Genomic DNA, 14,296 nt, shown 5'->3' with positions numbered 1-14,296 from the left:
GCCGGAAACGGCGACCCAACGAACATCCGTGGACACCGCAGGGAGAAACGCGTGAAGATCACCGACATCACCGCAACCGCCGTGCGCGCCGACTACCGGCCCGAGTACATGAAGGACAAGCGGTTCTACGTCAAAGACGAGATCCAGGTGAACGTCGTCGTGCAGGTCCACACCGACGAGGGCGTCGTCGGCGTCGGCGAAGCAGCGCACTGCCCCGGCCTCTACGGCGAGACGGCACCGTCGACGCTGGGTGGCATCGACCTGCTCAAGCAAGGGCTGGCCGGGCTCGATCCGCTCCAGCTGACCAAGGCGAACGCGATCATGGATCGGTATTCGCCCGCGGGCAACGTCGCGGCGAAGGCCGGCATCGACATCGCGCTGCACGACCTGGCGGGCAAGATCCTCGGCGCGCCCGTCTACCAGCTCCTCGGCGGCCGCGTGCACGACGGCGTGCCCACCCACATCACGCCCGCGACGTACGAGGACACCGCCACCGACCTGGCCCGGCTGATGGAACAGGGCTACCGGTTCTTCAAGCAGAAGATGAGCGGCGACACCGACTACGATCTCGCGATCGTCCGGTCGCTGCTCCCGGTCATCGGCGATCGGGCCACCCTCAGCCTCGACGCCAACCAGGCGTGGTCGGTGAACCAGGCGTTGCTCATCGCCGACGTCCTCGAGCGGGAGGTCTCGCTGGAGCAGAAGGTGATCCTCGAACAGCCGGTGCTGGCCAACGACTTCCGCGGCCTGGCGAAGATCCGGCAGGCGACCCGGTTCCCGGTGATGGCCGACGACGGGATCCGCACGGTCGCCGACCTCAACCGCGTGATCGAGACCGACGCCGCCGACATCGTGAGCCTGAAGATCAGCCGCGTCGGCGGGGTGCAGAAGTGCCAGCAGATGATCCGCGTCGCCGAAGCGCACAACATCGACTACATCGTCGACGAGATCAACGAGATGAAGATCGCCAACACCGCCGTCGCCCACCTGGCCGTGGCCTCGCGCAACCCGCTGTACACCGGGGTCGCCTGCCACACCCTGTTCGAACAGGACATCGTCGCGAACGGAGGAGTCACGATCACCGACGGGATCGCGGACGTGAGCGACCGGCCCGGCCTCGGGATCGGCTCGGAGTCGGTGCTCGGGGTCGACGTCGCATCGACTGCGGTCCGGTACGAATATGCGTGAGCACGGTGACGGCCACGGGCGCCGGTTGCGGATCGCGGTGGTCGAGAAGAACCGGGGACCGTACTGGGACATGGTGAACGCAGGCTGGCGGGACGCGGCGGAGCGGCTCGGGCTGGACCTGATCATCGAGGCCCCGGTCTACGAAGCGGTCGCCGACCAAGTCGGCGCGATCCGCAGGCACCTCGCCGCGGGCGTGGACGGGGTGGCTTTCGTGGCCAGTGACGAGACGGCGTTCGACGAGGTCGTGGCGGAGGCCACCGTGGCCGGCGTGCCGGTGGTCACGTTCGACCTCGACGCGCCGCGCAGCGGCCGGTCGCTCTTCGTCGGGATGCCGGAGGCGGTCGAACTCGGCCGGCAAGCGGGCCGGCTGATGGCGGAGCGCGTGCCGGCGGGGTCCCGGGTCTTGGTCCAGACCGGATCCGCCAAGGCACCCGGAGCAGTGGGCAAACTGCGGGGCTTCCTGGAAGTGATGGCGCGGGCCGGTCTCGAGGTAGTCGGCGGTGAGGATGACGGCGAACGGATCGAGCTGGCCACCGCGAACGCGCGCGCCGCGCTGGCCGACGAGCCCGGCATCGCGGGTTGTTACGGGGTGTACGGCTACCACGCCCCGGTCCAAGCCGCGGTCGTGGAAGCGGCGGGCCGGGCCGGGGAGATCGTCGTCATCGGCAACGACATGCTGCCCGAGACGGCGGCCGCGATCGCCCGCGGCACGGTGGCGGCGAGCATCTGGATCCGCGAGTACTACTTCGGCTACCACGCGGCCGCGGCGATCGCGATGGTCGCGCGGCTCGGGACCGCGGAAGCGCTCACCCTGCTGGGCTTCGACCCCGTCCGCGCGGAACTCAACCAGCGGCGACCGGCACCGCAGGTCGTGACCGCGGAGAACCTGGCGGAGTTCACCGGGTGGGCCAAGACGCACCAGGTGTTCGAGCGGACCGCCGCGACGACGGGCACGTGAGCCTCGTGGCGGCGGCACGTGGTTACGCTGGCACGCCGGGACACACCAACGGGGGTGGACAGTGAGCAACGGACCGGCTCGGTCGTCCCACACGGCCTCGGGGACACCACAGCAACGAGACCAGGTTTTGTTCGCGCTGAGCCGTTACGGCCCGATCAGCCGCGCGCGGCTGGGCGAGGTCACCGGGCGTTCGCGCACCTCGGTCTGGGCCGTGGTGAGCGACCTGATCGCCGAGGGAACCGTCGTCGAGGACTCACCCGACCCGGACGTGCGGGCCGCGCACAGCGGGCGCCCGCCCACCCTGCTCAAGCTCGCGGAGCCCAGCGACGTCGTCGTCGGGGTGGATTTCGGCCGCACGCACATCCGGGCCGCGCTGGCCGACCTGTCGGGCCGGATCCTCGCGGAGCGGGTCGTGTCCATGCAGGTGGACGACTTCGCGGCCGAATCGCTCTCGACGGCCGCCGAGCTCGTGACCGCGTTGACGGCGGAAGCCGGTGTCGACCGCGGGGTGGTCAGGAAGGTGGTCGTCGGCCTGCCCGCACCGGTCAACCGCGCGACCGGCAGCATCACCCTGGGCCGGGTCCTCAACAGCTGGGTCGGCATGGTTCCGGCGGCCGAGCTCGAAGACCGCATCGGCATCCCCGTTTCCCTGGAGAACAACGCGAACCTGGGTGCGCTCGCCGAAGCCTGGGAGGGCGCGGCGCGCGACGTGGACGACGTCTTCTACGTCAAGGTCTCGAGCGGCATCGGCGCCGGGCTCGTGCTCAACGGCCGGCTCTACCGGGGTGCCGCGGGCATCGCCGGCGAGATCGGGCACGTACTGGTCGACGAGGACGGCGCGCTGTGCTGGTGCGGGAGCCGCGGCTGCCTCGACACCGTCGCGTCCGGGCGGCGGATCATCGAACTGCTCCAGCCGACCCGCCCGGAACCGCTGACGCTCGAAGAGGTCGTGCGGCTCGTGCGCGCCGGAGATCCGCTGGCCCACCGCATCGTCTCCGACGCCGGCCGGACCCTCGGCCGGGCGATCGCGGACCTGTGCGCCAGCCTCAACCCGGGTGCCGTGGTGCTGGGTGGTCTGGTCAGCGAAGCGGGGGACGTGCTCGTGGACGCCGTCGGCGACAGCTTGCACCGCTACGCCCAGCCGGCCATCACCGACGGACTGCGGCTGATGCGGTCTTCGCTGGGCAGGCGGGCCGAGGTCGTCGGGGCGGTGACGCTGGCGCTCGACTCCACGCGGCGGCTCCTGGCCGATCGGCACCGGCTCCCGCAGACGTCGAACCAGGGCCACGGAAAGGGGAGTACCGGATGACCATCGGGGCGATACCGCGGATCCGGATCGGCGGGACAGCGGTCAGCAGGCTGGCGCTCGGCGGCGCCGGCTGGTCCCTCGCGGACGAACCGGACGTCGATGGCGCGATCGCCACGATGCACGCGGCGATCGACCACGGGGTCACGCTGATCGACACCGCTCGCGCCTACACCACGGTCGATCACCCCGCCCACAACGAGTGGCTGATCGGCAAGGCGCTGGCCACGCACCCGGACGGTGATTCGGTCTTCGTCGCCACCAAGGGCGGGCACTTCCGCAGCGGGCCGGCGGAATTCCCCGTCGACGCGTCCCCGGCAGCCTTGCGGCGCGACTGCGAGCAGAGCCTGCGCACGCTCGGTCGCGACCGGCTGGACCTGTACCAGCTGCACCGCGCGGACAATCCGTCGACTGTGCTCGAGGAGAGCGTCGGCGAGCTGGCGGTACTGCGGGACGAGGGCAAGATCCGCGGCGTCGGTCTGTGCAACGTGACCGTGGCGCAACTCGAGAAAGCTCGTGCGATCACCGTGATCGACGCGGTGCAGAACCGCTACTCGCCGCTCTCCCGCGACGACGAGACGCTCGCCTACTGTGCGCGTGAAGGCATTCCCTACCTCGCGTACTCCCCGCTCGGCGGCAGGTCCGGCGTCCGACGGCTCGAGACGGGGCTACCTGGCCTCGGGCGGATCGCGGCCGAGCGTGGCTGCACCGTGCAGCAGGTCGCCCTCGCGTGGCTCACTTCGTTCCGCGCCAACCTGGTTCCCATCGTCGGCACGGGGCGTCCGGCCCACCTGGTCCAGGCCGTCGAGGCGGTCGCTGCCGGCTTGACGGCACCGGAGGTGGAGCGTCTGTCGGTTGCGCTTCCGCGTAACTGACGCGCGGACGGCTCCGTCGCGGGCTCTGGGTGTCGCCTGGTGAAAAACGTTTCACCACGGCCCCGGCGGCGCATTGACTTTGCTTCGCAAGGGATAGTAGCGTCATCGCCGCCAGGGTTGTGAAACCTTTCAATTCGGGAGGGGAGGCCGGCGACGAGTGTGCGCGCTCCGCGAAACCCGGACTGTGCCGCCCCGGATCGACGCCGTGTCGGCGCTGGGTGCCCGAGTTGCCCGGGCCGGCCGTTCGGACCTTCCCGGCCGCGCCGTCCCGGTTCCCCGTGCGAGTGCGGGCCGCGGAAGCGCGTGCGGCGCAGTGGGGCGAGGGGAGGACGGTGGGCCGGTGAACGACCTGCTCGCACGCGAGGAACTCGACTTGCTGGCGCTCTTCGCCGAAGGCTTGCCGCTGGACCTCATCGCCCGCCGGCTGGAGCTGTCCGATCGCACGGTGCGCCGGCGGCTGCGCTCGATCTGCGACCGGCTGGGCTTCGCGACCCCCATTCAGGCGGTGGTGTGGGCAGCTCGTCGTGGGCTGCTCTGAGTGGCGTGGCTCCGCTGGTCCGACCTGACGACCGTGGTTCGGCCTGCCCTGTCCAGATCCGGACACTTCCTTGTCCGGCAACGGAAACCGTCGTAATCTCGCGCTGAGTAAAACGATTCATCGGGGGTGCTTCCCGCCCGTCCCCACCGGAAGCAATCTCGCGTCCTCGGCCCCTCTCGAGCCTCGACGAGGGGAATTTTCTGTGTGCTCACAGGCACTTCGGTGAGTGGCGAGGCGAGGAGAAGGCGACTTTCGCAGGGTTGTGCCCTGCTGCACCTGTCTTCTACTTTTGATGAATCGTTTCAAGTCGTGGGGACCAAGTTAGCCCCGGACGCTCCGCACCGGTGTGTCCGCCGATCGGGAACGAGGACGACGATGTCTACGAGCAGACGCGGGTTTCTCCGCGGCGCGGCAGCGGCCGCGGTCGGAGCCGCGGGTGTGGTGGCGGTTCCGGGGACGGCGTCGGGCGCCGCGGCGCCCGATCTCTCGGGTACGGCTCTTGCCGCCGGCCCGCGGCTCGCCTCGGCGCTCGACGGATCGCCCGTGCTGGCCGGGTTCCGGACGCCTCCCGCCGAGGTCCTGCCGCGGGTGTGGTGGCACTGGATGAACCAGAACATCACCCAGGAGGGCATCAAGGCCGACCTCGAGTGGTTCAAGCGCGCCGGCATCGGCGGCATGGTGAACTTCGACGGCGCGGGCCGCGTCCCGGTCGTGGTGCCCACTCCCTTGCCCTACCTGTCCGACGGCTGGAAGTCCGCGTTCCGCTACGCGATGCAGATGGCCGATCAGCTCGGCCTCGAGGCCGACGTCGCCTGTTCGCCCGGGTGGTCGGAGACCGGCGGCCCGTGGGTCACGGCCGAAGACGCGATGAAGAAGTACGTCTGGACCGAGACGTGGGTCGAAGGCGGCCAGGCGCAGGTGACCCTGCCGCAGCCGCCGTCCGTGGCCGGACAGTTCGGCGACGCGGCTGCGCAATCCGCGACGACGACGCCCTTGCCCACCTTCTACCGCGATGCGCGCGTGTTCGCCTACCGCGTGCCGAACGGGACGCAGAACCAGGCGGCGCTCGCACCCAAGATCTACGCCGGCGCACTGCTGGCCGATCCGAAGGCGAGCCCGCAGTCGAACGGTGAGCACGGCGTGGAGCTCGACGTCGCGAAGCTGTCGAACGCCTCGGTCGCGGACCCGCAGTACTTGCCCGCGCCAGGGAGCAGCGGTACCTGGGTGCGCTTCGAATACCCGCGCCCGGTCACCGTCACCGGCGTCACGATCGCCGCCGGTGCCGCGTTCACCGGCTGGAACGACGTCGTCGAGTACGGGCCGTCGGTTCAGGTCCACAGCAGCCGTGACGGACGGCAGTGGACTTTGCTCGCGCAAGGCGTCTACAGCGGGGTGCAGCGCACGCTGTTCGTGCCGCAGACCACCGCGAAGTACTTCAAGGTGGTGTTCGGCCAGAGCCCCACGGCGCCGTCGCCGGCGCCGATCGCCTTGTCCCGCCTCGTCTTGCGCACGGTCGGGACGATCCACGAGTTCGAGGTGAAGGCCGGGTTCGGCCAGACGGCGAACTACTACCGGATCGCGACGCCGTCGCAAGGCGGTGCGCCGGCCGTGCGCCGCGCCGACGTCGTCGACCTGACCCGGCAGCTCGCGCCCGACGGAACCCTGCACTGGCAGGTGCCGGCCGGCACGTGGGTCGTGGTCCGCCTCGGCTACAGCCTCACCGGCCACCAGAACGGTCCGGCGTCCGCCGCGGCCACCGGCCTGGAGGTCGACAAGCTCGACGCCGGCCGGGTCCGGAAGTACCTCGGTACCTACCTCGACAAGCTCGCCGACGCCGCCGGAAAGGAGCTGTTCGGAGCCAAGGGGCTGACCGGGCTCCTCAACGACAGTTACGAGGCGGGCTACCAGAACTGGACGGAATCGCTGCTGGAGGAGTTCCGCGAGCGGCGCGGCTACGACCCGGCTCCGCTCCTGCCGGCGCTCACCGGCGTGCCGGTCGACAGCGCCGCGGACGCGGACAAGTTCCTCTGGGACTGGCGCCGGACGCTGAACGAGCTTCTCGCCGAGAACCACTACCAGGTCATCCCCGCCGAAGCCCACAAGCGCGGGCTCCAGCGCACCTACGCCGAAGCACAAGAGGACAAACGCGGCTGGTTCGGAGACGACCTGGAGATGCGCCAGTACGCCGACATCCCCATGGGCGCCTCCGGTGAAGCGTTCGCACCGGGGGACCAGTCGTTCGAGACCTACCGGGTCGACACCCGCGGCGCCGCCTCGGTCGCGCACGTCTACGGCCGGGCCCACACAGCGGTCGAAGCCTTCACCTTCACCCCGCAGGGCTTCACGCCGAAGGACCTCAAACCCCTCGCCGACGAAATGCTCGCCCAGGGCGCGACCAGGTTCATGATCCACACTTCGGTGCACCAGCCCCTCGACCGAGGCCCGGGCATCACCCTCAACGGCATCGGCTCGTTCTTCACGCGACTCGAAACGTGGGCCGAGGTCGCCAAACCGTGGACCACGTACCTCGCGCGCTGCTGCTGGCTGCTGTCCCGCGGCACCCACGTCGCCGACGTCGCGTACTTCTACGGCCAGGAGGCTCCCGCGACCGGCGTGTGGGGCCGCGGCTTCCGGCAGCACGACCAGCCGGCCGGGTACGACTACGACTTCGTCAACGGCACGATGATCCTCACCGAGATGTCGGTGCGCGACGGCAGGATCGTCACCCGCTCCGGTCAGTCGTACGCGTTGCTCCACCTCGGCGGTGACGCCCAGCGCATCACGTTGCCCGTGCTGCGCAAGCTCGCCGGGTTCGTCGACGCCGGGGCGGCCGTCGCCGGGCCGAAACCGGCCGGCTCACCCAGCCTGGCCGACGACGACGCCGCGTTCCAGCAGCTGGCCACGCGGCTGTGGGGCGACGGTGACCAGCGCGATCGGGTGGTCGGCGCTGGCCGCGTCTTCAGCGGGATCACGGCCGCCGAGGCCCTCGCCGAGCTCGGCGTCGTCCCGGACTGGACCTTCCGGCTCGACGCGATGGACCCGTTGGCCGCCAACGAACCCCTGTGGCTGACCCACCGCCGCACGGATTCGGCGGACGTCTACTTCCTCGTCAACCGCCGCAACGTGCGCACCACCATCCCGCTGACGCTGCGCTCGGCGGGCAGCGCGGTGGAGACCTGGGATCCGGTGACCGGGCAGACCGCTCCGATCACCTTCGACGCCACCAGCGGGGCCACCCAGCTCACGGTCGACCTCGGGCCCGTCGATTCGCTCTTCGTCCTCGTGTCGCACGGCAAACCCGGTGCCAAGACCGTCCCGGCGACCACGGAACGGCAGATCGGCGCGGTCGGCGGCACGTGGAAAGTCGAATTCCCGGCGGGAACCGGCGCTCCCGCCACCGCGAGCTTCGCCTTCCTGCGCTCGCTCACCCAGGAGACCGACCCCGGCATCCGCTACTTCTCCGGCACCGCAACGTATTCGACGACCGTCGACGCCCCGGCGGACTGGACCAAAGCGGGCGGGCGCATCCTCGTGGACCTGGGCGAGGTGCACGACATCGCCCAGGTCGCGGTCAACGGCGCCGACGCGGGGATCGCCTGGCGCGCGCCGTATCGGTTCGACATCACCGGCGCCTTGCGCGCCGGCCCCAACACGCTTCAGGTCAAGGTCACCACCAGCTGGTTCAACCGGCTGGTGGGCGACCAGCAGGCCGGCGCCACGCAGATCGCGTACGTCCAGCCGCCGTTGAAGAACATCGCCGCCGGGACCGAACTCAAACCGGCCGGCCTCCTCGGACCGGTCCGCATCGTCAACCGGACGTAGCCCGGTCCGCCAATCCGACACCCCACCTGCAGCTCACACCGCCCGGCCGAAAGGACACCCGATGAACCGCCGGCGACGCCTATTGACTCTCCTCACAGCCTCGCTACTGGCCGCGTCCGGATCGGCGGCCGTCGCCGCCGTTCCGGGCGGCGGCAGCCCGGCGAAACCGACCACCCTGCGGACCGAGAACCTCGTCGACCCGATCGGCATCGACGCGGCCAAGCCGCTGCTCAGCTGGCTCCCGCCGCAGAAGAGCGCGACGGGCCAAGCCGCCTACGAGATCCGCGCGACGGTCCAATCGCCGTCACAGCAACGAGAACGCGACCTGTGGGACAGCGGCCAGGTGCGTTCGGCCAGTACGTCGAACATCGCCTACGCGGGCCCGGCGCTGCACGCGCGTGACCGCGTCCGGTGGGAGGTCCGCACCTGGGACGCCGCCGGACGCGTGTCGCCGTGGAGCGACCCGTCCACGTGGGAAATGGGCCTGCTCACCCCCGCCGACTGGTCGGCCCGGTGGATCGAGAACCCGTCCTACGACTACACCCAGCCGGACGGCAAGGAGACCCCGCTCCCGGTGTTCGGCAAGGCGTTCGCCGTGCACGGGGCGGTCAAGCAGGCTCGCCTGTACACCACCGGCCTGGGCATGTACGCCGCCACGCTCAACGGCCGCCCGGTCGGCGAAGCCGTGTTGGAACCGGGCCAGACCACCTACACCGCGGAAGTCGACTACCGCACCTACGACCTCACCCGAGCGCTGCGGGCGGGGACGAACACGATCGGCCTCCAGACCGGCAGCGGTACCTACCAGCGCGTGAAGACGCCGGGCCGGTACTTCTTCGGCGGCACTCTCGAGCAGTACACGGTGTACGGCGAGCCGAAGGTCATCGCGCAGCTCGAGATCACCTACCAGGACGGGCACCGTGAGGTCGTCTCGAGCGACGGCACCTGGCGCACCGCGCTGGGGCCGACGACCTTCTCGTCGTGGTGGAGCGGCGAGGAGTACGACGCCCGTCGCGACGGGAACGCGCCGACGTCGGCCGCCGCGCTGGCCGGAGCCGGGTGGCAGCAGGCGAACCCGGTGACGCTCACGCAGAGCACCACACCCCGCGACACCACGCCGTTGCGCGCCAACCCGCGTCCGCCGATCACCGTGGCACAGACGGTGCGGCCCACCAGCGTCCGCAAGCTCGCCGACGGCTCCTACCTCTTCGACTTCGGCGCCAACCGCTCCGGCTGGCCCAGCGTCTCGGTCACCGGCCACGCCGGCGACACCGTGACCATGATCCCGGCCGAGAAGCTCGCCGCCGACGGCAGCCTGGACATCGCCAGCACCGGCGCCTCGGCCGGCAACCAGATCGCCTACCGCTACACCTTGTCCGGCCACGGCAGGGAAACGTGGCACCCGCAGTTCACCTACAGCGGTTTCCGCTACCTCCAGGTGAGCGGCCTGCGAGCGGCGCCCACTTCCGACACCGTGACCGTCGACGTGATCCACGCGGCGAACCCGAGCGCGAGTGAGTTCACGTCCTCGAGTGACCTGCTCAACCAGATCCACGCGATCACCGAGCGCGCGATCCAGAGCAACATGACGTCGGTCATGACCGACTGCCCGGACCGCGAGAAGGGCCCGTACACCGGCGACAACCTGCAGAACCTCGACGCGCTCCTGACCGACTACGACATGTCGGCGTTCGAACCGCAGCTCGTGCGCAACATGGCCACCGCGCAGCGGCAACCCGGTGACGCGTCACCCGGCCTGATCGCGAACATCGCACCCGAGTTCCACCGCGTCGCGCCCACCACGCTGCCGCGGCCCCAGGGCACCATCGAGTTCCTCGACGAGGTCAACTGGGGCGGCGCCGTGATCCGCATCCCGTGGCAGCTCTACCTCACCTACGGCGACACGCGCACGATGGCCACGTACTACGACAACATGGTCGCCTGGCTCGACTACGAAGCCAGGAACAAGGCCGCCAACAACGGCGACATCCCCGGCCTGGGCGACTGGTCCGCGACCGACAACACCACGCCGATGCAGCTGGCCATCACCGCGGGCTACTACACCGCGGCGAGCGACCTGGCGAGCATCGCGCAGGTCCTCGGCAAGACCGCCGATCACGCCACATACAGCGCACTGGCCGCCCAGCTCGCGGCGGAGTTCACGACGCGCTTCCGGCACGTCGACGCGGCCGGCGTGTACTACGGCAGCGACAGCGAGGCCTCCGACGCCATGGCGCTCGACGCGGGCCTGGTCGCCCCCGCCGACCGCGCGGCCGTGCTCGATCGCCTCGTCGCCTCGGTTCGCAAGGCCGGCAACCACATCACGACCGGCTCGGTCGCGCTGGGACCGCTCTTCCGCGCCCTGGAGAACGGCAACCGCGACGACGTCATCTACGACTTGGTCGTGAACCCCACGTCCCCCGGTTACGGCTACCTCGTCGCCAGCGGCCACACCACGTTGTCCGAAAGCCTCGACGGGAGCGGCTCGCAGAACCACCACTTCCTCGGCGCGGTCGACGCGTGGTTCATCCGCGGAGTGGCCGGCATCCGGCAGGCCGAGGGCTCGGTGGGCTACCGCAGCCTGACGATCGCCCCGGCGCTCGTCGGCGACCTGAACCACGCGGCGGGCAGCTACCGCACTCCCTACGGCACGGTCAGCACTGACTGGACGAAGTCCGGTCACGACTTCCGGCTCCACGTCACCGTCCCGCCCGGGACCACCGCCACCGTGCACGTTCCCGTCGCCGCGAACCGGCAGATCCAGGTCGCCGGAGCCGCCCGGATGACCGGCGGCAACGGCACGGAGACGGTGTACACCGTGGGCGGCGGCGACTACACCTTCTCGGCCACGATCTGAACCCGGCCGCCCGGACCGGCCACATCGGACACGTCTTCTCCCTCACCACCCCACCACGAAGGAGTTACCCGATGGATGTCACCCGTCGTTCGATGCTGAAGTGGTCCGGGGCGGGGATCACCGCCGCGAGCTTCGCCGCGGTGATCCCCGCCGGCTCGGCCGAGGCCGCAGCCGCGCCGGGCGCCGGTTCCGTGAGCGCGGCTCCGGCAGTGTCCGCCGCGACCCAGGCGGCGGTGAAGCAGGCGAACCAGCTGGTGGCGAAGATGACCCTCGACGAGAAGATCGCCTACTGCCACGGGATTCCGGCCACGAAGGGGTTCACCGGCCACATCCCGGCCAACGAGCGGCTCGGCATCCCCGCCCTGCGGCTCGCGGACGGGCCCAGCGGCGTCGGCAACGGGTCCACCGGCGTCACGCAGTGGCCGGACTCCAAGGCGCTGGCGGCCACGTGGAACCCGGCCACCGCGACCGACTACGGCCGGGCCTACGGCGCCGAACAAGCGGCCAAGGGCCACAACGTCGCGCTGGCACCCTGTATCAACCTCCTGCGGTTGCCGCACTGGGGCCGCTCTTTCGAGACCTACACCGAGGACCCGTTCCTCAACGGGCTGCTCGCCGCGGCCACGATCCGCGGCATCCAGGCCAACCACGTCATCTCGACGGTCAAGCACTTCGTGGCCAACAACCAGGAGATCCTGCGCAACTCGATCGACGTGGTGGTCTCGCCCCGCGCGCTGCAGGAGCTCTACTACCCCGGCTTCCGGGCCGCGGTGCAGCAGGGTCAGGTCGGCGCAGTCATGACGTCGTACAACAAGATCAACGGCACCTGGGCCCAGGAGAACCAGGTGAACGTGCAGGACACGCTGCGCGACACGTGGGGTTTCGACGGCATGGTGATGTCGGACTGGGGCGGCACGCACAGCACCGTCCAGACCGCCAAAGCCGGCTCCGACACGGAAATGCCCGGCAGCACTTACCTCGGCGACGCGCTCAAGGTCGCCGTGCAAAGCGGCAGCGTCAGCGAAGCGCAGCTCGACACCATGGTGACCCAGGTGCTCACGGCGATGATCCGCGTCGGGCTGTTCGACCACCCGCTGCCGGATCCGGCGACCGTCGTCGACACCGTGGTCTCGACCCCGGCTCATCTCGCACTCGCCCGGCACATCGGCGTCGAAGGCAGCGTGCTGCTGAAGAACGACGGCGTGCTGCCGCTGGCGCGTCCGCGCAGCATCGCGGTCATCGGGAACGCCGCCGACGCCGGCGCGCAGACGCACGGTGGCGGCTCCGGCAGCGTCAACCCCAACGGCGCCGTCGTGACGCCACTGGCGGGGATCCGGGCGCGGGCCGGCTCCATCCCGGTCACCTACGCCCCAGGCACCCTCGGGATCGCCGCGCTGCCGGTGATCCCGGCCGCCGCGTTCGGTGCCGGGCTGACCGCGGCGTACTACGCCTCCACCGACCTGACCGGTGCCGCGCTGGGGACCGAGACCGTGCCGACCCTGAACATCACGGCGACCCCGGCCGCGGTCGCCGGCGAGACCGACGGCTGGTCGGCGCGGTACGCCGGCACGTTCCACGCGGACGAAGCCGCGGGTTACCGCTTCAGCTTGAGCGTCGGCGGGCTGACGACACTCAGCATCGACGGCAAGGAGGTGCTCACCGCGTTGCCCGGCCGCGAAGCCGTGCAGAACGCGCTGGTCGACCTGACCGCGGGGGAGCACGCCGTCGAGGTCACCTACGTCTCGGCCGCACCGGTCGGCGGGCGCGCACCGCGCACGTCACTCGTGCTGGGCTCCCAGACCGGCTACGACAAGCTCCACCAGGCGGCGGCTGCGGCCGCGCGGGCGGCCGACGTCGCCGTCGTCGTGGTCGCCGACGTCACCAGCGAAGGGATGGACCGTTCCACGCTGGCGCTGCCCGCGGACCAGAACGAGCTCATCACCGCGGTCGCGCAGGCGAACCCCAACACCGTGGTGGTGCTGAACACCTCGGGGGCTGTGCTCATGCCCTGGCTGGGCGGCGTGAAGGCCGTGCTCGCCAACTGGTACGCCGGGCAGGAACAGGGCAACGCGCTCGCCGCGATGCTCTTCGGCGACGAGGAACCGGGCGGTCGGCTCCCCGAGACCTTCCCGGCTGCGAACGACCAGGGCCCGGCCAAGACCACCGTCGAATTCCCGGGCGACGGCGTGCAGGTCTACTACGACGAAGGTCTGGCGGTCGGCTACCGCTGGTACGAGCACTCGGGTGAGAAACCGCTGTTCCCCTTCGGTTTCGGCCTGTCCTACACGAGTTTCCGGCTCGGCGGACTGCGGCTCTCCCGCACGACAGGCGGGCTTCGCGTTCAGGCGACCGTCACGAACACCGGCCGCCGGGCCGGCTCGGAGGTCGTCCAGCTCTACGTCGCTGCACCGGACGCGGCCCGGGAGCCGGCCCAGCAGCTCAAGGCGTTCACCAAGGTCGCCCTGAAACCGGGTCAGACCACCACGGTGACCCTCGAAGTCGCGCGCGACGACCTCGCGGTCTGGCTCGACTCGACCACGGGCTGGACCGTGGTCCCCGGCAGCTACACCGTCGGTGTGGGCACCTCGTCGGCCGATCTCCCGCTGCGGGGACGTCTGTCGCTGTCCTGAGCGGTCTGCAGCTGAAGCGGGGGCGCGGGATCCCCCCGGGGGCGCGGGGGGGGGTGGGGGGTGGTGTGGCGGCGGGTGCCGAGCAGGGGCCCCCCGGGCCGGGGGGTGTCGCGCAGAGAGGT

Annotated in this window: 8 protein-coding genes; all 8 read left to right on the top strand. The window is 70.6% G+C overall.

The genetic code is table 11. From position 1 onward, the window contains the following. Nucleotides 1-51: 51 nt before the first annotated feature. Nucleotides 52-1,188 carry a mandelate racemase/muconate lactonizing enzyme family protein gene (locus ACIA77_RS23675; protein WP_395888118.1) on the top strand — a complete coding sequence of 379 codons (1,137 nt, stop codon included), beginning with the start codon at nucleotides 52-54 and terminating at the stop codon, nucleotides 1,186-1,188. Further along, nucleotides 1,181-2,146 carry a substrate-binding domain-containing protein gene (locus ACIA77_RS23670; protein ID WP_395888117.1) on the top strand — a complete coding sequence of 322 codons (966 nt, stop codon included), beginning with the start codon at nucleotides 1,181-1,183 and terminating at the stop codon, nucleotides 2,144-2,146. Before ACIA77_RS23675 ends, ACIA77_RS23670 begins: the two co-directional genes overlap by 8 nt. 127 nt (nucleotides 2,147-2,273) lie before the next feature. Continuing rightward, nucleotides 2,274-3,455, top strand: a complete 1,182-nt coding sequence (locus ACIA77_RS23665) for an ROK family protein (RefSeq protein WP_395888116.1) — start codon at nucleotides 2,274-2,276, stop codon at nucleotides 3,453-3,455. Next, nucleotides 3,452-4,327, top strand: a complete 876-nt coding sequence (locus tag ACIA77_RS23660; RefSeq protein ID WP_395888115.1) for an aldo/keto reductase — start codon at nucleotides 3,452-3,454, stop codon at nucleotides 4,325-4,327. Before ACIA77_RS23665 ends, ACIA77_RS23660 begins: the two co-directional genes overlap by 4 nt. 340 nt (nucleotides 4,328-4,667) lie before the next feature. Further along, entirely contained in the window at nucleotides 4,668-4,865 is a 198-nt protein-coding gene (locus ACIA77_RS23655; protein ID WP_204094756.1) for a LuxR C-terminal-related transcriptional regulator, read from the top strand. A gap of 375 nt (nucleotides 4,866-5,240) precedes the next feature. Next, complete coding sequence (locus ACIA77_RS23650) at nucleotides 5,241-8,687, top strand: glycosyl hydrolase (protein ID WP_395888114.1); 3,447 nt, start codon at nucleotides 5,241-5,243, stop codon at nucleotides 8,685-8,687. 61 nt (nucleotides 8,688-8,748) lie between these two features. Further along, entirely contained in the window at nucleotides 8,749-11,544 is a 2,796-nt protein-coding gene (locus ACIA77_RS23645; RefSeq protein ID WP_395888113.1) for a family 78 glycoside hydrolase catalytic domain, read from the top strand. Nucleotides 11,545-11,615: 71 nt separating this feature from the next. Further along, nucleotides 11,616-14,174, top strand: coding sequence for a glycoside hydrolase family 3 C-terminal domain-containing protein (locus ACIA77_RS23640; protein WP_395888112.1), 2,559 nt, complete (start codon nucleotides 11,616-11,618; stop codon nucleotides 14,172-14,174). Nucleotides 14,175-14,296 lie beyond the last annotated feature (122 nt).

The organism is Amycolatopsis sp. NPDC051903, from assembly GCF_044452505.1.
In the GTDB taxonomy this organism is placed as follows: domain Bacteria; phylum Actinomycetota; class Actinomycetes; order Mycobacteriales; family Pseudonocardiaceae; genus Amycolatopsis.
The sequence above is the reverse complement of the archived record's forward strand: the minus strand, read 5'-3'. Positions and strand labels throughout refer to the sequence as shown.